The 20,627-nt window shown below is 65.5% G+C and carries 22 protein-coding genes and 1 tRNA gene; 7 read left to right on the plus strand and 16 right to left on the minus strand.

Annotated elements, in window-relative coordinates; translation table 11 throughout:
• Nucleotides 1-220 precede the first annotated feature (220 nt).
• The 3 genes from AAFG13_RS20965 to AAFG13_RS20975 all read left to right on the plus strand — a co-directional run bounded on the left by AAFG13_RS20965 (nucleotide 221) and on the right by AAFG13_RS20975 (nucleotide 2,129).
• Nucleotides 221-1,186, plus strand: coding sequence for a hypothetical protein (locus AAFG13_RS20965; RefSeq protein WP_342713204.1), 966 nt, complete (start codon nucleotides 221-223; stop codon nucleotides 1,184-1,186).
• A 154-nt stretch (nucleotides 1,187-1,340) separates the two neighbouring features.
• Nucleotides 1,341-1,760: a hypothetical protein gene (locus tag AAFG13_RS20970; RefSeq protein ID WP_092117486.1), complete on the plus strand. Its 420-nt coding sequence runs from the start codon at nucleotides 1,341-1,343 to the stop codon at nucleotides 1,758-1,760.
• 228 nt (nucleotides 1,761-1,988) lie between these two features.
• A complete protein-coding gene (locus tag AAFG13_RS20975) occupies nucleotides 1,989-2,129 on the plus strand; it encodes a hypothetical protein (protein WP_173640867.1) in 141 nt (46 codons plus the stop codon).
• Between the two features lie 106 nt (nucleotides 2,130-2,235).
• On the opposite strand, the gene AAFG13_RS20980 is transcribed toward AAFG13_RS20975, so the two are convergent.
• The 3 genes from AAFG13_RS20980 to AAFG13_RS20990 form a co-directional block, all read right to left on the minus strand.
• Nucleotides 2,236-2,379 (minus strand): hypothetical protein, encoded by a 144-nt coding sequence (locus AAFG13_RS20980; RefSeq protein ID WP_016841369.1) that lies wholly within the window; start codon nucleotides 2,377-2,379, stop codon nucleotides 2,236-2,238.
• A gap of 182 nt (nucleotides 2,380-2,561) precedes the next feature.
• Nucleotides 2,562-3,044 (minus strand): MaoC family dehydratase, encoded by a 483-nt coding sequence (locus AAFG13_RS20985; RefSeq protein ID WP_097673100.1) that lies wholly within the window; start codon nucleotides 3,042-3,044, stop codon nucleotides 2,562-2,564.
• A gap of 8 nt (nucleotides 3,045-3,052) precedes the next feature.
• Nucleotides 3,053-3,511: a MaoC family dehydratase gene (locus AAFG13_RS20990; protein ID WP_212316264.1), complete on the minus strand. Its 459-nt coding sequence runs from the start codon at nucleotides 3,509-3,511 to the stop codon at nucleotides 3,053-3,055.
• A gap of 320 nt (nucleotides 3,512-3,831) precedes the next feature.
• Between AAFG13_RS20990 and AAFG13_RS20995 the strand changes: the two genes are divergently transcribed.
• Nucleotides 3,832-4,128: a DUF4282 domain-containing protein gene (locus tag AAFG13_RS20995; protein ID WP_092126096.1), complete on the plus strand. Its 297-nt coding sequence runs from the start codon at nucleotides 3,832-3,834 to the stop codon at nucleotides 4,126-4,128.
• 152 nt (nucleotides 4,129-4,280) lie between these two features.
• Nucleotides 4,281-4,424 carry a hypothetical protein gene (locus AAFG13_RS21000; protein ID WP_171947763.1) on the plus strand — a complete coding sequence of 48 codons (144 nt, stop codon included), beginning with the start codon at nucleotides 4,281-4,283 and terminating at the stop codon, nucleotides 4,422-4,424.
• A 158-nt stretch (nucleotides 4,425-4,582) separates the two neighbouring features.
• Here AAFG13_RS21000 and AAFG13_RS21005 read toward each other — a convergent pair whose 3' ends face one another.
• The 6 genes from AAFG13_RS21005 to AAFG13_RS21030 form a co-directional block, all read right to left on the minus strand.
• Entirely contained in the window at nucleotides 4,583-5,263 is a 681-nt protein-coding gene (locus tag AAFG13_RS21005; RefSeq protein WP_021081815.1) for a ParA family protein, read from the minus strand.
• Nucleotides 5,264-5,444: 181 nt separating this feature from the next.
• Entirely contained in the window at nucleotides 5,445-5,783 is a 339-nt protein-coding gene (locus AAFG13_RS21010; RefSeq protein WP_342713205.1) for a hypothetical protein, read from the minus strand.
• A 196-nt stretch (nucleotides 5,784-5,979) separates the two neighbouring features.
• Complete coding sequence (locus AAFG13_RS21015; protein WP_342713206.1) at nucleotides 5,980-6,300, minus strand: hypothetical protein; 321 nt, start codon at nucleotides 6,298-6,300, stop codon at nucleotides 5,980-5,982.
• 168 nt (nucleotides 6,301-6,468) lie between these two features.
• A tRNA-His gene (locus AAFG13_RS21020) sits at nucleotides 6,469-6,545 on the minus strand.
• Nucleotides 6,546-6,731: 186 nt separating this feature from the next.
• On the minus strand, nucleotides 6,732-7,169 hold the full coding sequence (locus AAFG13_RS21025) for a phasin (RefSeq protein ID WP_212316266.1): 438 nt from the start codon (nucleotides 7,167-7,169) through the stop codon (nucleotides 6,732-6,734).
• Nucleotides 7,170-7,445: 276 nt separating this feature from the next.
• Nucleotides 7,446-7,844, minus strand: a complete 399-nt coding sequence (locus AAFG13_RS21030; RefSeq protein WP_212316267.1) for a phasin family protein — start codon at nucleotides 7,842-7,844, stop codon at nucleotides 7,446-7,448.
• Between the two features lie 362 nt (nucleotides 7,845-8,206).
• On the opposite strand from AAFG13_RS21030, the gene AAFG13_RS21035 reads away from it, so the two are divergent.
• Both AAFG13_RS21035 and AAFG13_RS21040 read left to right on the plus strand, forming a co-directional pair.
• Nucleotides 8,207-12,292 carry a PAS domain-containing protein gene (locus tag AAFG13_RS21035; protein ID WP_342713207.1) on the plus strand — a complete coding sequence of 1,362 codons (4,086 nt, stop codon included), beginning with the start codon at nucleotides 8,207-8,209 and terminating at the stop codon, nucleotides 12,290-12,292.
• 162 nt (nucleotides 12,293-12,454) lie between these two features.
• Nucleotides 12,455-13,282, plus strand: a complete 828-nt coding sequence (locus tag AAFG13_RS21040) for a metallophosphoesterase (RefSeq protein ID WP_342713208.1) — start codon at nucleotides 12,455-12,457, stop codon at nucleotides 13,280-13,282.
• Here AAFG13_RS21040 and AAFG13_RS21045 read toward each other — a convergent pair.
• From AAFG13_RS21045 to AAFG13_RS21075, 7 genes are all read right to left on the minus strand, one after another.
• Nucleotides 13,221-13,706 carry a cyclic nucleotide-binding domain-containing protein gene (locus AAFG13_RS21045; RefSeq protein ID WP_212316272.1) on the minus strand — a complete coding sequence of 162 codons (486 nt, stop codon included), beginning with the start codon at nucleotides 13,704-13,706 and terminating at the stop codon, nucleotides 13,221-13,223. The two genes, AAFG13_RS21040 and AAFG13_RS21045, sit on opposite strands and share 62 nt — an antisense overlap.
• Nucleotides 13,707-14,101: 395 nt before the next feature.
• The gene (locus tag AAFG13_RS21050; RefSeq protein WP_342713209.1) at nucleotides 14,102-15,802 is read right to left on the minus strand and encodes a vWA domain-containing protein; all 1,701 of its coding nucleotides are present in this window, start codon (nucleotides 15,800-15,802) and stop codon (nucleotides 14,102-14,104) included.
• 342 nt (nucleotides 15,803-16,144) lie between these two features.
• On the minus strand, nucleotides 16,145-17,128 hold the full coding sequence (locus AAFG13_RS21055; RefSeq protein WP_342713210.1) for a carbon-nitrogen hydrolase family protein: 984 nt from the start codon (nucleotides 17,126-17,128) through the stop codon (nucleotides 16,145-16,147).
• Nucleotides 17,129-17,142: 14 nt separating this feature from the next.
• Nucleotides 17,143-17,670: a Tautomerase enzyme gene (locus tag AAFG13_RS21060; protein ID WP_342713211.1), complete on the minus strand. Its 528-nt coding sequence runs from the start codon at nucleotides 17,668-17,670 to the stop codon at nucleotides 17,143-17,145.
• 102 nt (nucleotides 17,671-17,772) lie between these two features.
• Entirely contained in the window at nucleotides 17,773-18,798 is a 1,026-nt protein-coding gene (locus AAFG13_RS21065) for a helix-turn-helix domain-containing protein (RefSeq protein WP_342713212.1), read from the minus strand.
• A gap of 532 nt (nucleotides 18,799-19,330) precedes the next feature.
• A complete protein-coding gene (locus AAFG13_RS21070; RefSeq protein WP_342713213.1) occupies nucleotides 19,331-19,975 on the minus strand; it encodes a GNAT family N-acetyltransferase in 645 nt (214 codons plus the stop codon).
• A gap of 1 nt (nucleotide 19,976) precedes the next feature.
• Complete coding sequence (locus AAFG13_RS21075) at nucleotides 19,977-20,627, minus strand: 3-oxoacid CoA-transferase subunit B (RefSeq protein ID WP_092123540.1); 651 nt, start codon at nucleotides 20,625-20,627, stop codon at nucleotides 19,977-19,979.

The raw sequence follows: 20,627 nt of genomic DNA on the forward strand, positions 1-20,627 counted from the left end.
GCTCCGGGCGGGACGCGGCCGGTTTTACCAGCCCCGAACCGGCCGCGCGGGGAGCCTTGCGCATGCGCGCGCTTGTCCCGGACATGACGATCACTTAGCCGATCACTTGGGCGAGATCACTTAGGCGATCACGCGGCTCTCACTTGCCTGAAGCGCTGCGCTGCCACAATTTCGCACCAAGAAAACCGCATGTTGCGGCGCTGGAATCTGCGGGCTGGGAATGACTTCTACATCACGATTTGGCTGGGCAAGGCTGCCGGTGCTGGCGGCCGGCTTCAGCGTGGCGATAGCGCTTTCGGCCACGGCGCAGACCTCACCATGGCCGATCGCTCCCGCCGCCCAGGACATCGCGAAAGACAGCGCGAAAGGCGCCCCCGCTGATGACGCCGAGGCTGCGGCCGACGAGGCGCCGCCGGCGGCCGACGCCAATGACGCCGACATCCTGAAGGACATCGACCAGAGCAAGCTCGACTGGAGCCAGCTCGATACCGACTCCACCAGCCTGCCCACGCTGGCGCCGAAGAGTGCGACCAAACCCAGCAGCATCGCCGGCAACGATCCGTCCTGGTCGACCAACAACAACGCCAACGGCTCGTCGGCGGTGTCGGTCAAACAGTCGATCTCGCCGTTCCTCGACACCCGCATCGGCGCCGACATGACGGTCGCCAAGCAGGGCACGATCACGACGTCGGAGCAATTGTCGGAGCGGCTCGCCAATGGCGGCAGCCTGCCGCAATCCGGCGGCTCGGCCTGGGCCTCGGTCTCGGCGGGTGGCGTGGCTTCGATCTGGGACAAGACCTCGGTCGAGGCGCGGGTCGATCCCGGCGCCGACCAGAGCAAGGTCGGCACCTCGCTCAGCAAATCGGTGCCGCTGTCGGAGCAGTATTCGCTGACCTTGCAGAGCGGCTACAATTTGATCCAGCAGGGCGTGGTCCCGGTGCCCGGCATCATTGGCAATCCGTCGCGCAGCTACGACACCGATCAGTCTGCGCGCCTGTCCGTGACCGACACCGGCACCAGCATCACCGCCGGCCAGACGCTGTCGACCGCCGAGGACAGATGGCTGCGCCGGGTCGGCGCCGAGCAGAAGCTGTTCGACGGCGTCACCGTCTCCGGCTCGGTCGGCGAGACCCCCCAGGGCACGATCAACAAGAGCATCGGCGCCGGCTACAAGCGCTCATGGTGAACGATCTGTTAGCCCTGTCGCGCTAATGATCAGGCATTGCCCCAACTTGGCCCAGATGCGGTCAAATTCGGCGGCACTGATAGGTCCGTAACTTCATCAATTCGTCGTGCGGGGGACAAGCCGCGCTTCGCTATTGCGAACCAGGGGAAAGCCGATGAACGCCACCAACCGTACCGAGGAAGCCGCTGAAACGACTTCCGAGGTCGATTCCAACCTTGCTGCGGTCTCGGAAGTCGAAGCCGGCATCCGCGACTTCGTGCGCAACGACATCGCCTATCTGCGCCGCCCGGTGGCGAGCCCGGAGACTGCGCCGACCGACACCAATACCGATGCCACCGTCAGCAACGTCAACTCGCTGATCCAGCGCGTCGCCGGCACCTCGCTCGCCGAGATCGAGAAGCTGATCGGCGAGCTCGAGAGCCTGCGCGACCTGCTGCATGCCGAGGGCCAGCGCGTCCAGCGCGAGATCTCCGGCTATGCCCAGCTCAGCCAGGCCGCGATGAAGTCGACGCGAATGATCGCCGACAACGTCTCGCAGTGGAAGCGCGCCGCCGACGGCCTGCGCAACAGCTGATCCCGATCAGTTTTCCAGACTGATGGCCGCCGCCTCCCGAACAGGGGGCGGCGGCTTCGTCTTGCGCGGGCCGATCCAGCGCAGAACGATTCGTTATTCAGCGCGGTGTAAACTCCGCGGCGTCAATCCTTGCAGAAGCCGATTTGAGCTTGAGATGCCGAGCCCGCGTCCAACCCGGAATTCGCGTCCGGACCGCGCCTTGGCGGGGCGTCCATTTGGAGAGAATTCATGCAGAGCGTCCGGCCGGATAACGCCGCCGATCCTATACCGCTGCGCCAGCCGCAGCAGGGCATCGGCACGATCATGATCCGGTTCCTCGGCATCCTGGCAGCCGCGACCGTCGTGATGGTGCTGATCTGGAATCGTTAAGTATCGGGATCGGGAGAAGTGTGACCCAGCCTGCCGACCGGTCACATTGAAAGCGCAAATGCGCGCCCCGGCGCTCGCTCGAGCGCCGTGGATTACAGACGGTCAATCAGCGGTCGATGCTCGCAGTGGTCTCGAAGGAGTAATTGCCGTCGGCAAAGCCCTTCACGACCATTCCGGTGGCCAGCATCACGACAACCGTTACCGTCGCAAAGATAATGCCGACGAGTTTCAGCGCGCTGCGATCTGCCATAGTCGTCCCCAGGTGTTCGGCCCAAGTGCTCGCTCAAGTGCTCGTGCCCCGGCCATAAGGCAGGGATAAAGGTTCAAAATGCGTTAGCAAAAAATGAGTTCCACGCAACGCACAACTACGTCGGCAGCAGAAGTAGCTGCCAACCATGGCGTCCGTGCAACATCAGAGGTGCTGGGGCAACATCAGGAACCGGGATTCCGGCGCGGCACGAAGGCGGTCGCTAGGAATGAGAACACCACCTCATTGCGCTGATTGACGCCGGTGTTGCGGGCTTGAATGATGCCCCATTCCGGCCGCTTCTCGGACGTTCGCTTGGTCTCGACCTGGTTGGTGAAGCTGATGGTGTCGCCGGCCAGCACCGGGCGGATCCAGCGCAGCTCACGGAAGCCCGGCGAAGGCCCCCAGACCGCGACCGTCTCGCCGCGCGCGGCGGCTTCGGCGGCAAGCCGTTTGCCGTCGGCGACCAGCAGCTTCATGCAGACGCTGGCGACGTGCCAGCCCGATGCGGCGAGCCCGCCGAACAGCGACTTGCGCCCCTCCTCCTCGTCGAGATGGAAGCGCTGCGGATCGAACTGCGCGGCAAACCGCTTGATGTCCTCGGCGGTGAAGGTGAATGAGCCGAACGCGCGCTGGGCGCCGATTTCCATGTCTTCAAAAAAGCGCATGATGTCTCCTATGCGCTCGCAGTGTCACGGCGGCCGATCATGATCGGCGCCTCCATCTCGCACAGCATCTCGCCGCGCGCGTTGCGGATCGTGCTCTTGAAGGTGACGATGCCGGTCTCGGGACGGCTCTTCGAGACGCGCGCTTCGACGACATCGACATCCAGCGTCAAATCGTCGCCCGGACGCAGCGGCGCCACCCAGCGCATCTCGTTGACCCCGGGCGCGCCGAGCGATGCGGTGCGGCCGATGAAGCCGTCGAACATCATCCGCATCATCAGCGAGCCGAGATGCCAGCCCGAGCCCGACAGGCCGCGGAGCATGGATTTCTTCGCCGCCTCCTCGTCGAGATGCATCGGCTGCGGGTCGAATTCGGCGGCAAAGGCGAGGATTTCCTCGCGCGAAACGTGGCGCGGGCCGAACGTGCCGAAACGGCCGGGCTTGAAGTCTTCGAAGGTCAGCGTGGTCATTGGGTGAGGATATGCTGGAGGGAAGCCCGATTGTGGCCGTTATTTGCAGCAATCACAACCAGCCCACTCGCATAGCTCGCCCCTGGACTGCCGGCGCCCGGTCCCGGGCCTGGCTTGGCGAGACTGATTGGGCTTCTGCGGTATCGATCCCTTTGGGTGCGGAGGCGCTTTGGCGCCGCCCCGAACCATTGGCCCGGCGAAACGCCTCGTCCTGACCGACGCCTGCTGCGCAGGCTGCCGGGACGAAGTGATCACGCCGGGGGTGACGCAGTAGGATGAACGAGACGCGAATCATATTTCGGCTGGCCGGGAGAACCATGATGTTCGATTTCCAGGATCTGTTTCAGTGGGACCGCTTCATCACGCCCACGATCATCAAGACGTTCTACTGGCTGGTGATCGCGGTCATCGTGCTGTTCGGGATCTCCGGCATCCTGTGGAGCCTCACCGCGATGGCGATCAGCCCGTTCGTCGGCTTCATCCAGTTGCTCGCGTCGATCGCGAGCATCTTCGTCGGCATCGTGTTGTCGCGCATCGCCGCCGAGTTCATCCTGATCGTGTTCCGGATCAACGAGCATCTCGGCGCGATCCGCGATCGCGACGGGGGCATGCACTGAGGCTTTCGCCCTCCCGCCGGATGCGGCCCGCCCGGGCTGTGGTTAATCCGAAGTAGCACCCGCCCGCAAATGCCAGCGAAATTCCGAGCGGGATCTTAAAACCGCTCGCGTATCAGTCTCCGCATTGCGCTTAAGACCAACGCGGGGGCGTCGTGAATTCGAGGAATGGTTTTATTGCCGTGAGGCCGGGTGAGCCGGGCTTTACGACCGAGGATATTCTTTGGGCCGTCGGCATCTGGTCGGTGATCCTGACCCTGGCGCCGGTGATCGCGTTCTATCTGCTGATGGTGGCGTAGCGATCCGGTTCCGTCATTGCGAGGAGCAAAGCGACGAAGCAATCCATTGCTCCGCACGCGCGGGAAAATGGATTGCTTCGCTGCGCTCGCAATGACGCTCACGCAAAAAACGCGCGAGTGCCGCGCGTTTCTTTCCAGTTCGAACCAAAGCGGCGTTGTTACGCCGCCTGCTTGTGCATCGCGCCGGACGCCGACGCCGTGCCGCGGATCGCCTTGATCGAGCGTTCGATCGCGGCCCACAGCCGATTGATCTCCGCGGCAGCGCGGCCTTCCGCATAATATTCGCGCGCGCCTTCACCCTGGCCGAGCGCCATCAGAAGGTCTGCGCGGTTGGTGATCTGGCCGCTCCACACCGGAGCGCGGAATTTCGCCAGCGCCTCACGCGCGATCGCGACGATGCGGCTTTCGGCGCCGTCACGCTGCGCAGGCGCGCCGTTGATCACGACGGCGTAGGGCTTGCGCATCGAGCGGCAGGTCTGAATCGTTTCCTGCACCGCGTTGACGTCGAACACGCCGGGCCGCGCCGGAATGATCACCATCGTGGCGTTCTTGATGGAGTCGTCGACCACAGCCGACAAATTCGGCGGCGTGTCGATGAACACCCACTCGATGCCGTCGCGCTTGGCTTGAGCAATGATCCCGCTGACCGAGTTCACCGCCGTCTTGATCGCCGGCTCGTTGGTGCCGCGCAATTTATGCCAGAGCGTCAGCGAGCCCTGCGGATCGGCGTCGATCAGCAGACAGGGCTTCGTTGCCTTGTGCACTTGCGCGGCGAGGTGAGCAGCCAGGGTACTTTTCCCCGAGCCCCCCTTACGCGAAGCGAAAACAATCACGTTCATACGTTGGCCTCCAGATTGACCCCAGGAGGCGAAAATGAATCAGCACGCTGATTCGCGAAAGAAGAAACTTCTTGCAATCCGCAAAGTGGCCAAGATTACCGGTGCATTCTGCTTTTTGAGTCACACTCAACTTATGACACAACCGAAAATGGAAGCGCTAAGCGCTTGATAAGACTCACGCCTAGCGCTTTTCGGCAGTCTTGGCGCGAGTCTTGGCGCGCTGGCGCGCGATCCACTTGCGCTCGATCCAGCCGAGCAATTGCGCCGTCGGCTTCTGCAAGAACGGGACATCCTGCGCGAACAAAAGGAGGCCGAGCGGCAGCATCCAGAGTCCGAGCACCGGCAGGAAACTGAAGATGCCGCCGATCATCAGGAGGATCGCGAGCGGAATCCGCACGTAGCGCGACGACGGCTTGCGCAGCCACGCGACGAAGCGCGCCGGCCTTTCCGGAAGCTTGGCTTCGAACCAGGCAAAGTGCCGATCGATCTCTTGCTTGTCGTATTCGCTCACGCGCCTCACTCCATCCGTTCCGTCGCGAAACGGATTTGGCAAACAACACAAGCTCCAGAGATGATGCTGCGTGACAGCGTCACAAGGCGTCAGTCTGTCGCGCATGACGGTCTTGAAATTGCCGCCGAGCGATCAGCGCACACCGGTTCGCGTCAAGACAACGCACCGGGCTCGCGGCTCTCGCATGCGCGCGATGGGAACAAGATCAGTGGGTGGACTTCTTCGCCTTGTGCGACTTGGAGACCTTCCGCTTCGCAGGCCGCCGCTCGCTCGCCTCGCGCGGGTCGGGATCTGCGCGGAAGAACACGCGGCAGGCCGGCGAGAGCTGCGCCCTGTTCCTGATCATGCAGGCCGTGATGCGATCGACATCGGGAATCTCGGGACCACAAAGCCGGAACGCATCCGGCGTACAGGCCTGCTGCTGATCGGGCGTGTAAGCCTCACCCCGGCCCGGCAGCAGCAAAGCTGCAAGGGCGATCGAGAGCGCTAACGCAAATGAAAATCTCCTTGAACCGGCGATCCCCATGCATCCCCCAAAGGTGTCACTAGGCGTCGTTAAGGCGTCGTTTCGTGGAGTGTGGGTGAACGCACGCAGAAGTGCAAGCAGGCGAGATGACACGCCACCGGCGATCAAGGGAGGCGGCGAGCTTGCGATGGCCCGAACTTGCGACGTCGCGTTGGGTGATGGTGTGGATGGTACAGTTGGGTGGGCTCGAACCACCGACCTCCTGTTCCACAGACAGGCGCTCTAACCAACTGAGCTACAACTGCATCCTGACGCACAGCCCCGCAAAAAGGGGGCGGCGATTTCGGCGGAAACTAGGTGCAACGCCCGCCTTTGGCAAGGCCGTAACGGGCTGATTTCCGCTCTTATCTCGGGCCATTCCACGGCCCCGTCCAGCAAAAAGGCCCGGACCGCATCGGCCCGGGCCTTCCGCTATCTCATGCTGGCCGAGATCAGGCGGCCGGCTGCTGGTAGAACTTCGAGGCGCTGGCCTTGATCGGCTCGGCGGTCTCGGTGGCGACCTTCTGGCCGAGCTCGGCCAGTTCCTTGGCCTGCGCGGTGTAGGTCTCGAACTGCTTGCGGGCGTGCGAGGTCCACAGCTCGATCGCTTCGGTCGGCGACTTCACGCTGAACAGCTCCTGGGCGAAGTCGAGCGAGGAGGTGGTGTTGGCCTTGAAGAACTCGATCAGCTTGGCCGAATACGCGGTGGCGCCCTTGTTCACCGAGGTGAACACGGCCTCGACCGTCGAGTTGTGAGTCTCGGCAGCGTCCTTGAACTTGGCGTAGCTGTCGCGGGCCTGCAGCACGCCCTTTTCGGCGAACGCGCGCATCTGCTCGGGAACCTCGAACGGGATGATCGAGGCGGAAAACGGATCGGACGGGTTGGTCATACGTGTAATCCTTCGCAACGGGTGAGTAGATGTGACCATTGCGGACGTCCCGGAGACACAAGGGCCGGGAACGTTGAAATGGATCACGCTGCCTTGATTCACGGGAGTGCCATTCGTCGGGCACGCCTAATAAACACCCATATCATGTCAATTTTGTGCAACGCAACGTACGATCGCGTGCAACGCCACATTTTTTATGTGGCGGAATATGGGATTACCGCGCCCCGACCAGGGTTGGGCCCTGCCACACTCCGTCAGCTCTTCGTCAGCTCTCGGTTAGCTCTTGGGCTTGACCGCATCCATCGCGGCGCGGCTGACCGCCTGGCCCATCTCGCTGGCCTGCTCGGCGAGCGAGCGCATCTGGCCCTGCACATATTCGCTTTGCAGCCGCATGACCTCGGTGAGGTCCTTGGCCTTGAGCAGCGACTGGGCGTAGTCCAGCGACGACTGCACGTTCTTCTCGGCGTAGGACAGCGCCTTGGTGGAAAGCTCCTTGGCGCCGGCGCGCATCGTGGCGTTGCGCTCCTCGATCTTGCCGGCGGTGTCCCGCGCGTTGGTCACGAACTGCTCAAAGGCCTTGCGCGCCTGATCGAAGCTCGCCTCCGCCATCGACCGCATGTCCTTGGGAATCTCGAATTTGGGGATCTCGAAATGGTCACGCCCGTTGTCGCTCATGGTCGCTCTCCCTCGCTTGGTGATCGGCCCGCCGGTTGGCCTTACGGGCCAGGGTAAAATACAAGGTAGACTGGACAGCAAAACATATCGTGGCACTGCAATCGCAGGTATGACGCGGTGCCGCCCTGGCTCCGCAACACGCTGTCGCAGCCGCCTCTCTCTAACCGACAACGCCAAACGGCTGTGGATCGTTCAGCCAGGTTAACGTTATCCCGGCTTAAGCCGGGGCACCCTGACCGCGGACATGGACCTGCCGCCCCCCAGTTGCGATACTAACCTTCTGTTAAGGCTGTCGTCCTGCGGCCGCCGGCGATCCGGCAAAGCTAAGGAAGAAGCCAAACCATGCGGTCAAATCTTGCGTGATGAGTGACGCGGAATTCCAGATCCAGGCGCTCGGCGACGTGCGGCTGGCGGACCATGCGACGAGCGGCCTGCCGGCATGGCTGTGGTCGGCCGACGGCGCACGGATTCTGTGGGCCAATCCGGTCGGCGCGCAGGTATTCGGTGCTGCCAATGGCGCCGATCTGGCGAAGCGCGCCTTCGGCCCGGCCGATCCACATCGCCGCCAGGTCGCGCGGCTCGGCCCGAGCCTCGACGCAGGCGGCGCGGTGCGGCTGGAGCGGCTGCGCGGCTTTGGCGCGGCGCCCGGCATGCTCGCGACCTGCGGCTGCAGGCGGATCGAGCTATCAGACGGCAGCCACGGCATCCTGATGAGCGCGCTCAATGCGATCGGCCGCAACATGCCGCTCGCCGAGCGCTTGCTGCGGCTGGTGCAGGGGCTGGCGCGTCCGGCGGCCGCCTTCAACGGCGACGGACTTTTGGTCGCAACCAACGAGGCGGCGCGTGCGCTGCCCGGCCTGCACGATCTCACCGAAGCCGGCCTCGATGCCGCGCGCGACGAAGCGCTGGCGCAGGGCCGCGCGGCAGCGAGCGTTGCGATCGGCCGCGTCGTGCTGCAGCGGATGGGCCACGGCGCCGATCGCGCGCTGATCGCGCTGATCAAGCCCGCGGCGCATCTCGCCGCCAAACCGGCGGCACCGATCGAGCCCGAGCCGGTTGCGCCGGAGACGGCTGCACCGGAAGCACCGGGACGCGCAGCAGCGCCGCAAGAGGCCGCGGCAGTCGAGCCACCACCAGCACCGGCCTCCGTCGAACCGCCAACCGCGCGTGAAGAAGCCCCCGCGCCCATAAGCGAAGCGCCGGCCAGCTTCACGCTGTTCGATGCGCTCGACCCGCAGTTGGAAGAGCGCATCGCGATCGAGCCGATCGCCAGCGCGGCTGAATCCGAGCCTACGGGCGCGGCTCCATCTCCCGCGTCGGAAGAGACGCACGTCGAGACCGCGCCCGTCGAGGCCGCGGCATTCGACACCACGCCTGACGAATCTCCCGCCGTCGAGGAGCCAATATCGGAAGCGCTGATCGAAGTGCCCGCTGAAGCGCAGGTCGAAGCGCCCGCGCACCTTGCTCCACCGCTCGCGTCGGCCGAACTGGCGCCTGCAGAGCAAGCACCGGTCGAGACCACGCCTCTCGACACCACGCCAGACGAAACTGCCGCCGTCGAGGAGCCAATATCGGAAGCGCTCATCGAAGTGCCCGCTGAGGCACAGGTCGAAGCGCTCGCGCACCCTGCTCCATCGCTCGCATCGGCCGAACTGGCGCATGCAGAGCAAGCACCGGTCGAGACCGCGCCTCTCGACACCACGCCTGACGAACCTGCCGCGGTCGAGGAACCGCTATCGGAAGCTCTGATCGAGGTGCCCGCTGCGGCACACGTCGCAGCGCCCGCAGCTGAGCCTACGCCGGCTCTCGAAGAGACGGCACACGCGCCAACTCCAGAAGCATCGGCGCCACCGGCCGATGCCGTGCCCTCGCCTTATGCGATCGCGGATGCGTCGGCTCCGCCGCCTGCCGCCGAACCGGCGCCTGCGACGCTCGCGCCGGTGCCGCCGCCATCCTGGCTCGACGAGCCGCTGCCGGTGCGGCGGCATCCGCTGCGCTTCATGTGGCAGATGGACCATGAGGCCCGCTTCTCGCTCGGCTCCGACGAATTCACCCGCCTGATCGGCCTGCACACCGCGGCAAGCTTCGGCCGTCTCTGGAGCGACATCGCCGAGAGCTTTGGCCTCGATCCCGAGGGCCGCGTCCTCAAGGCGTTCGCCAGCCGCGACACCTGGAGCGGCATCACGCTGCACTGGCCGGTCGACGGCGGCGGCCGGCTGCCGGTCGAACTGTCCGGCCTGCCGGTGTTCGATCGCAACCGGAATTTCGCCGGCTACCGCGGCTTTGGTGTCTGTCGCGACCTCGACGGGCTTGCGCGACTCGCCGCATTGCGCCGCTATGAGTTCTTCAGCGGCTCGATCGCGCCGCGATCGCTGTCGGCCGATGTCGCGCCGGCGCCGCGCACCGCCGCGCCGCCCGGGCCCGCCGCGCCGCATGATGTTGCTCCGCCGCCCGACCCGACCGCAGCACCACCCGAGGAATTGACCGAGCCGAGCGCAGCAGAGACTTCACACCAAGCCGATCCGGATCACGCCGTGGAAACGCCGCAAGAAACGACAGGAGGAACGCAGGAGGAAACGAACGACGTGCGCCACGACCCGCCGCAGAATGTGCTGCCGTTCCGTCTTGCCGGTGATACGCGGCCGCCGTCGTTGACGCCGGTCGAGAACAACGCCTTCAACGAGCTCGCCCGCCAGTTGTCGGCGCGGCTCGAGAGCGAGGCTGGCCTCACCGCGACAACGAACGAGCCCGCCGACACGGAGGCGATTGCCGAAGCGCCGCCCGCCAGCGAACCGGAGGCGGAGGCGCCGCAGCAGCAAGAAGCGATCGCGCAGCTCGATACGCCGGCCGACGCGCCAAAGGCCGGTTGGCTCGCCGCGACGGAACCCGCACCGCGCGGAGAGTCCCGGCGCGACCGCGCGCTACTCGATCTCTTGCCGGTCGGCATCCTGATCTACCGGCTCGACCGCCTGCTCTATGCCAACCACGCCTTCCTCGCCCGCATGGGCTATGACAGCCTGCACGCACTGGAAGCCGCCGGCGGGCTCGACGCGCTCTATGTCGAGCCCGGCGTCTCGCAGGCAAGCAGCACGTCGGGCACCGGCACGCCGGTGACGATCTCCGCGAACCAGAACGCGGACGACGGCGCGCAGTCCGTGTCCGCAGAGGCACGGCTGCACACCATCACCTGGGACGACGATTCCGCGCTGGCGCTGATCTTCTCACGCACGCTGGACGAAGACGCCGCGGTCGCGGCCGCGCTGTCCGATCCGGATCACGAGCCCAAGCCCGTGGCTGCCGCCGAGCCGGTGCTTGCGCCACTACCGCCGCAGGCCGGCCACGCCGACGCCGAGGAGCTCGGCGCGATCCTCGACACCGCGGCCGAAGGCATCATCATGTTCGATGCCGAGGGCAACATCCATTCCTGCAACCGCAGCGCGGAGGCGCTGTTCGGCTATGACGGCGACGAGTTCATCACGCATAATCTCGCCGACCTGTTCGCGCCGGAAAGCCAGCACGGCATCTTCGACTATCTCACGAGCGTGAAGTCGGCCGGCGTCGCCAGTCTGCTCGACCACGGCCGCGAGACGCTCGGCCGCGTGCGCCAGGGCGGCATCATCCCGCTGTCGGTGACGATGGGCCGCACCCGCGCCGATGGCCCGAACTTCTTCGCCGTGTTCCGCGATCTCTCGCAGACGAGGAAGAGCGAGGGCGAATTGCGCGAGGCGCGGCGGCTTGCCGAACGCGCGGCGAACGCCAAATCCGACATGCTGGCGCGGATCAGCCACGAGCTGCGCACGCCGCTCAACGCCATCATCGGCTTTTCCGAGGTGATGATCGGCGAGCGCTTCGGCGCGCTCGGCAACGAGCGCTATGTCGAATACATGAAGGACATCCGCGCCTCCGGCGAGCGGGTGATCGCGATTGTCAATGACCTGCTCGATCTGTCGCGGATCGAGACCGGCAAGCTCGACCTCGCCTTCACCAGCCAGAATCTCAACGAGATGGTGGAGAGCTGCGTCGCTGTCATGCAGCCGCAGGCCAATCGCGAGCGCATCATCATCCGCACCTCGCTCGCGCACACGCTGCCGCCTGTTGTCGCCGACGCCCGCGCGCTGCGCCAGATCACGCTGAACCTGATCGGCAACTCGATCCATCTCGCCAATGCCGGCGGCCAGGTGATCGTCTCGACCGCGCTGTCGGATTTCGGCGAGGTGATGCTGCGCGTGCGCGACACCGGCCAGAGCCTCAACGACAACGAGGTCGCCGCGGCGCTGGAGCCGTTCCGCGCGCCGACGCCGTCCGATCAGGCCGGCTCCGGCGGCGTCAGCCTGTCGCTGACCAAGGCGCTGGTCGAAGCCAACCGCGCCAAATTCCAGATCCGCACCGGCGGCCGCACCGGCACACTGATCGAGATCGTGTTCTCCCACGCCGCGGCGCGGGTGTGAGAGGCGGGTCCGCCCCCTCTCCAAGGGGTAAACCCCAATGCACTGCGAAAATCTGTCGCGCTTGATCGGCGCGGCACGGCATAAATCTTGCTGCAATTCCGATTGTTTGAAATTCATTATCTCGCGAACCCAGCCCGCTTTCCGGGCATCTGGATCTGGCGGATGCGCTGCCTCGTCGTCGCCGACCTGCATTATTCATTGCCGCAGTTCGACTGGCTGCTGGCGGCCGCGCCGCAATTCGATCTGGTGATCTTCGCCGGCGATGCGCTCAACCTCGGCTCGGCGGTCGATTTCCGCGCCCAGATCGTCGTCGTCACGAAATACCTCGCGCGCCTCGCCGGCCTCACGCGCGTGATCTTCTGCTCGGGCAATCATGACCTCGACGAGCGCAACGCAGAGGGCGAGAAGGTTGCGCGATGGGTCGCCGCCGTCAGGGAATTCGGCGTGGCCTGCGACGGCGACAATCTGACCATCGGCGACACGCTGTTCACGGTGTGCCCGTGGTGGGACGGCCCGATGGTCAAGGCGCGGATCGACGACCAGTTGCGCGAGGCAGCCGCCATTCCGTACCGCCGCTGGGTCTGGGTGCATCACGCGCCGCCGGCGGATTCCCCGATCAGCTGGGGCGGCAAGCGCTTCTTCGGCGACGTCGAACTGCTGCGCTGGATCGAACGCCACCACCCGGAGATGGTGATCTCGGGCCATGTGCATCAATCGCCGTTCATCCCGAACGGCTCGTGGTTCGACCGGATCGGGACGACCTGGGTGTTCAATACCGGCCTGCAGCCCGGCCGGCCGCCGGTCTACATCGTACTCGATCTCGCCCAGGAGAAGGTTTTCTGGCTCGCCGCCGGCGACGCGCAGATCGTCGATCTCAACGCCACCCTGCATCGGCCGGCAACGCCGCTCGGCGAGGCGCCGGACTGGCTCACATCCTTGGATCGGATTGCCGATCCGAGCCTGGCGCGACCTGCATCGGCGGCAGGTTGATCATGCTCTGCAGCACTTCGCTGACCATCGCCAGATGGGTGCCGTGATCGGCATATTGATGCATCAGATCGGCAAGATAGGTCGTGGCGACATGCAGCCGTTGCGCCAGGAGCTGCGCGATCAGCAGCGCCAGCGCAGGCTGCTCCCGCAGGAACGACGCTGCATCGTCGAATTCGTACAGGACGCAGTTGGACGCCGTGCGTACCTTTGCGCTGTGCGGCCTGTCGAGCAGAACACTCATCTCACCGAACACCGCGCCGGGCTCGTCGATCACCGCGACCAGACTGTCGCCCTTCACGACCTCGACCTTGCCCTCGAGCAGCACGAACAGGTGACCTGTCTGGCCGCCCTCCTCGATGAAATCCGTGCCGGCCGGCAGGCTGCGCCTGCTCCCGCCCGTGCAGTGATCAAGGATCGCCCGCATGCTGTTTCGCCTCCGTCTGCTGTCAGACTAGGCGGAGATGTGGCCGAGGTGAACGGGATTAGCCGGGCGGTCTGCCCAAATTGTCGGCATGCCGTGCGGGCGGAGCGGCGTGCGGAGGCGGAGACATAGTCTCCACTCACGCACGCTTGTGTGAGGGACGCACCGGCGAACGGGCTCCCCCCCTTGCGGGGGAGAGTTGGGGAGAGGGGTAGCCACACGATGGACTCCCTCTACTCAACTCGCTTCAACACCATACGGTCGAGATTGTAAGACCGACCTTCAACTCGAACATCTCGCCCGGGGTTTACCCCTCTCCCCACCCTCCCCCGCAAGGGGGGAGGGAGCCTGAGAGGCGTGCTCACCTCACGCGCGAGCGGCGCTGGGCAGCGGCGCCCCTACTGCTTGATCTCCAGCGTCTGGCGCTTGCCGGCGGCGATCGAGAACGGCTTTTCCGCCTTCTGGCCGTCGGCGTAGGTGACGACCGCGACGTAGTCACCGGCGCTGAGCGCGACGTTGGTGGTCGCCTCATAGCTCACCGAGACGCGCTTGCGCTCGTCATTGATGTCGCGCTCGGCACCGTAGATGTCGATCTCCTGGGCGCCGTCGGCCTTGATCCCGACCACGCCGGCGTTGAGGTTGACGTTGATCCGGGTGGGCGCGCCGGACTTCACCTCCGCACGCGCCGTGCCTTTGGCCTCGCCGACCGTCACCATCACCTCGTAGCTGCCGCCGGGCAGATCGAACTTGGATTCGGCGTCGTATTCCTGCGCAACCTTCTCGCCCTCGTCACCGTCGGCCTTGGCCGGCTGGTGCACGGCGACCACGAGGTCCTTCTCGACCTTGGGGCCGCCCTCGGCATAGGTGGTGGTGACGATCAGCTTGCCGACGTCGAGGGTGAGCTGGACGTTGCTGGAGTCACCCGCGGCGACCGCGAACGGCTTGCTGGTCTTCGACTGCCCCTTGGTCAGCGTCAGTGTGTAATTGCCCGCGGCGAGCACGAAGCGCGGCACCGCGTCGTATTCCTGCGCGACCAGTCTGCCGCCCTTGTCGGAGACCTGCCAGACCACGTCGTCGACCTTGGCAGCCCCGCCCGCAACCGAGCCTTCGCTGGTGACGTAGCCGGCATCGAGGATGACGTCGAGCGCGGCCGGCTTGCCGTTCTCGACCTTGAGCGGAAACTCGCGCTTGAGCTGCCGGTAGCTCACTTCCACGATGTAATCGCCGGGTGCGATATTGTCGGCGAACGGCGCACCGTAGAAGGTGTTGACGTGCTCGCCCTTCTCGCCTCCGGCCCGCTTGTAGACGCCCCAGTTGACGTCCTCGTCGCTGATCGGATCGAGCCCTTCGGCGAGCCGCGCCACGCCGCGGAGGTTCTTGCCGAGATACGGATCGGCGGCCGCCGGCTTTGGCGGCGCCTCGCTTGCGACCTTGGTGCCTTGCGTCGCCGCCACCGCCTTGGTCAGTGCGCCGGTGAGGCTCGCGGCGTTGCCGGCATCGAGATAGACGCCGCCGGTCGCGCGCGCGATGCATTGCAGCTGGCTCTTCGCCGCGGGGTCGGCGACGTCGAGGCCGATGACATGGGCGGTGAAGCCGATGCCGGCCTTCTTCAGCTCGGCCGCGGCCGCGCACGGATCCGGCGCGCAGGTCTCGATCCCGTCGGAGACCAGGATCACATTGGCCTTGTTCTCGGTCGAGTGCAGCGCCTCGGCGGCGGCACGGAGCGAACCCGAGATCGGCGTCTTGCCCTTCGGGTTGATGCCGTCGATCGCGGCCTTGATCCTCGCCGGATCGAACTTGCTGACCGGCACCATCAGCTCGATGTCCTTGCAGTCACCCTTCGAGCGATGGCCATAGACCATCACGCCGAGACGATCGGCGGGATTCCATTTCGACAGGATGGCATCGACCGCCTGTCGCGCAGCCGAGATCTTGCTCTGCCCATCGACCAGGCCCCACATCGAGCCGGATGCATCGAGCACGAGAATGGTGTCGGTCCCCTGCGCTTGCGCCTGCGCCTGGGCGCCATGAAGTGACAGCAACGCCAGGCCAAGCGACAGCAGGCCGGCAACGAACGAGCGGCGAAAAACCTTAATCACGGATCGATCCTCGATGATGAAGACAATCGGAGGGCAAAGACGGCTGCGGCGGCGGGCATGTCGTGAGATCATTCGCACCTTGCCACAGCTGCGCCCTCCTTCGATCCGGATTTTGTTTTTTGTTGGCCGGATTGCTGATGCGATACATTTCCGGCGCGCACGCGACGAAACGCCAAAACGTCTTTGATTGGCGTCACTTGCGTCCGAACATTTGGACTATTGCGACACGCGTTTGGACTAACGCGACACGCGGGTGACGACTAAATTGCTTCCAGAGTTGCGCGCATCGAGCTCGTCGGCGTGAGCGTCATCACAGATGACGCTGCTTTGCACTAGATCGCACTACTCCCACATGTCTGGCGCGACGCGCCCGGCGAAGGCGCAATCGATGACCCGATCCTGTCGATCACGGTCGACGATCAGTCGCAGCAGGTCCGGGCGCGAGTAGTGGCCGCCGATATCGCATAGCGCCTTGGCGGCGAGAACAACCTCCCGCGATCCGTCAGCGATCAGGATGGTCTCACCTTGCGCCGGCCCCGCGATGATCTCACCGCGTGGATCGATGATCACGCTGTCGCCGCTGTACTCGATCGTCGACAGCTCGCGATAGCGTTCGGGCGTCGCCTCGTGCGACCGCATGCCGCCCACGGCGATGACGTAGCAACCCGCCTGGGACGCGAACGCGCGTGACAGCAGGAGCTGTCGCGGCCACAGCGGCGTGGGTGACGGCGGCGCCACGGCGGGCTCTCGTCCCGGCCACGCGGCGACGTGGATCTGCGTTCCCTGCGCCGCCAGCGCATAGCCGGGCAACATGGTGTTGTGCTCCCAGCAATTGAGCCCGCTGATCCTGCCATAGGGCCGCTCATGAACCCGCAGGCCGACCGCGTCGCCATCGGCCCACACCGAACGCTCGTTGAAGGTCGGCTTGAGTTTGCGATGACGGCCGAGAATCCGCCCCTCGCGGCCGATGAACAGAAGCGTGCAGTAGACCGTGCCCTTCGTTACTGCGTCGCGTTCGGCAACGCCGATCACGACATCGATCCCGGCGCCCTCTGCGGCATCGCAGAGCCGGTCGGTGGCCGGCGACGGAATCTCGACGGAGCTATCGAGATATTCCGCCATGGCGCGAAAGGTGCTCGGCCCGGTCGGCGCATGACAGAAGAACGGATAGCCCGGCAGCCAGGTCTCGCCGAACGCGGCGATCGTTGCCCCCATGGCACCGGCCTCGCGGATCAGGCGACAGGCCTTCTCCACCGACGCCTCGCGATCGAACGGTACCGCGGCGGCCTGGATCGCCGCGAGCCTGAAATGCGTATCGATTGCCATGGCCGGGTGCCGCATCACGCGACGCCGTTGCGGGCAGCATCAAGCGCGCCCGCAAGCAGCTCGAGCGCCTTGACGCGCCGTCGCCGTGCAAGGCGTTCTTCGCCGACCTTGCGTTCATGCTCGCCGGCGATGAAGGCCTGAATGTCCGGCAGCAGACGAATGACGCCGCGGCTGCCCCACTGGCCATCCGGTATCTCGGTCGGAAACACCCAGACCTGCGGCGCCACATCCTCGTACGAACCGCCGTCGGCGCGTACCACGGCTGCGGTCACGTCCTTCACCAGCGCCGCGCGCGAGGCTTCGGTGTACTGCCCCTCGGGCACCGTCGGCACAATGCGATAGCGCGGCGACCGCGACGGCTCGCCTGCCACATAGACCGCGGCCGGCCGATGCAGGAACACGACGGTGACGCCTTGCGCAACCTTGTTGGCCGGGTCGAATCCCTCGTGACCGATCAGGATATCGCCGAGCTCCTTGATGAGCCGCGCTTCCGCTGCCGGCTTCAAGGCTCCTTCGGGAATTGTGACGTCGATCATCGGCATTGAGAGACCTCCTGTTGTTGCCAGCATGAGGTCTATGCGCGGGGTGCTTCCGGCAGCAGTGGCAGTATCGCCATTCTCAGGGCAAATTCGGACACGGCGTCGTCAGCCGGCAGGCGCCATGCGCGCGGGGACACGCGCAAACCGGAGCTGGTATTCGCGCGGTGAAAGCCCGGTTTCGCGCTTGAACAGGCGGCGAAAGGTCGACAGATCGTTGTAGCCGACACGCGCACTGACCGCGTCGAGCTTCAGCCGCCTGGATTCGATCAGGCGCTTGGCCACATCGACGCGCAGCGCCTGCAGATATTGCAGCGGGGCCTCGCCGACCGCGAGCTTGAAGCGGCGGTTCAGGGTGCGTTCGCTGACCGAAAGGTCGCGCGCCAGCCTGGCGAGGCTGAAGCCCCGCTGCAGCGACTTCTCCATCAGGCTTTGCGCCTGCGCCACCAGCGCGTCGGAATGCTGGGTGTCGTGCGTGCGGCTGGCATAGGACGCCTGCGAGACGCGATTGCCGTCGATCAGCATCAGCTTGCCGGTCTCGGCGGCCAGATCGGCGCCGGCGAACTTCTCGACCAGCCGAAGCGCAAGATTGAGCGAGGTGGTCACCGCGCCCGAGCAGACGATCCGGTTCTGCTCGGTGAGGATCTCGGCGACGCGCAGATCCACCGCCGGGTAACGCATCGCAAAGGTCCGCCCCTTCGCCCAATGGGTGGTCGCGACCCGGCCGTCGAGCAGGCCGGCTTCGGCGAGGATGAAGCTGCCGGTGCAATAGGATGCGAGCAGGGTGCCGCGCTCATGTTGCCGCCGCAGCGCGGCGAGCAACGGCTCGACCGTATCGAGCCGGGCGAAGAAGCGTTCGATATCGCCGACGAACGGCCCGGGGATCACCACCGCATCCGCCGCAGACCGCGCGCTGATCGGTCCATCGACGCCAATGATTTGGCCGGACGCGGTCTGCACCGGCCGGCCATTGAGTGACTCGACGCGCCACCGCAGCTGGGACGGCTTGCCGTTGTGGCGCTGCGGCCGCTTCGCCGCCACCGAATTGGCGGCCGTGAACACGTCGACAATGCCCGCAACGCCCGAAGCGAGGATACCGTCATAGACCCAAATCCGGATGAGTGGCATGGCCATGTCCGATCTTGCACAAAGTGAGGCAATTCTGCCATCGCGCGCGCGAGCGGGCAAGCGACGGGCAGCGGCCGCCGATGTGACGGCCGGACGGATAGCTCCCCGGGGGACCCATGGGTGCGATCGGCACCCGGCTTTCCCTGCGCCCTCTGATCTCAGAGCGGCGAAACGAAGAGCAAAGCTCGGACAATCATGTCGCGAGAGCGCGAAGCTGTGTCCCTTCTCATCTGTCATCGCCCGCGAAGGCGGGCGATCCAGTACGCCGCGGCTTATCGATTCGAGCACAACTGCCTCTGGAATACTGGATCGCCCGGTCGAGCCGGGCGATGACACCGAGATGCGGTACGCAATAGCGGTGCGTCGTATCGTGCGAAAACTATCGAAGGCCAGGACCCATTACCCCAAGTGCTGGTTGGTGCGCGACGCTGGGGCCGCGATCCCGCTCACTACCGAATACGGTGGTTATGGGTCCTGGCTTTCGCCAGGACGACGGCGGTGTATATGATCGCTTTCTACGTGCCCCCTTGCCGCCGCCTCAGATCCCCCGCGCAAATCGGCGAAAGCCCGGCGCGCCGGTCAGCGCCTCGAATGCCGCATCGCGCTTCTCCTCGGCGAAGGCAAAACCGGCCATGGTGTAGCAGCGCTCGGCCGCCTCGTTGCCGATCACGAACGAGATCGATGCCCGCGAATAGCCGGCGGCCTTGCCGTCTGCGAGCGCGCGGGCGATCAGGGCCTGCACCAGGCCGCCGCCGCGATGCGACGCTTCGGCTGCGACGTGCTCGATCAGCCAGTCGCCCTCGCCACCCTGAACCCAGCAATTGCGGGCATAGCCGCCGCGCGCGACGATGCCGTCGGCATCGGCACCGGTCTCGGCCGCGACCTCCTCGATCGCCGCGCGTGCGGCGACGACCGTTCCGGATGCAGGCATGGCACACAGCGCGGCAGCCGGCACTCCGTCGACCTCAGCAATCAGGAAATGGGCGACATGGTACCATGACCGCACCCGCGCCACGGCGAGCCGCGCCATGAACGCGAGACACTCCCCCTCCGGCCGGTCGAGCGCGATGTCGAACCAGCCGCGCGGCAACGGGCCGCGCTGCGCGGCCAGCACGATGCGGGCGATGAAGCCGGCGTCGTCGGATCGTGCGGGACGGATCGTGGATCGTCCCGCGCCGGTCATCTCAGGTGTTCGTCAGCGCGACGCGGAATTCCGCCTCGGTCTTGGCCTTGACCTCGTCGAGCGTGACGCCGTCGGCGAGCTCGATCAGCGCCATGCCGTCCTTGCCGTGCTTGTCGATGGTGAACACCGCAAGGTCGGTCACGACCATGTCGACCACGCGCTCGCCGGTCAGCGGCAGATTGCACTGCTTGAGCAGCTTCGCGCCGTCCTTGGCGGAATGCTCCATCACGACCACGACGCGCTTGACGCCGGCAACGAGGTCCATAGCGCCGCCCATGCCCTTCACCATCTTGCCGGGGATCATCCAGTTGGCGAGGTCACCGTTCTGCGCCACCTGCATGGCGCCGAGGATCGACAGATCGATATGGCCGCCGCGCACCATGCCGAAGGAATCCGCCGACGAGAAATAGCTGGTCGAGGGCAATTCGCTCACGGTCTGCTTGCCGGCATTGATGAGGTCGGCGTCCACCTCGTCCTCATAAGGGAACGGTCCCATGCCGAGCATGCCGTTCTCGCTCTGCAGGTTCACGTCGACGCCGTCGGGGATGTAGTTCGAGACCAGCGTCGGGATGCCGATACCGAGATTGACGTAATAGCCGTCGCGCAATTCCTTGGCGGCGCGGGCGGCCATCTGTTCACGGGTCCAAGCCAT

Source organism: Bradyrhizobium sp. B124 (genome assembly GCF_038967635.1).
Lineage (GTDB): Bacteria > Pseudomonadota > Alphaproteobacteria > Rhizobiales > Xanthobacteraceae > Bradyrhizobium.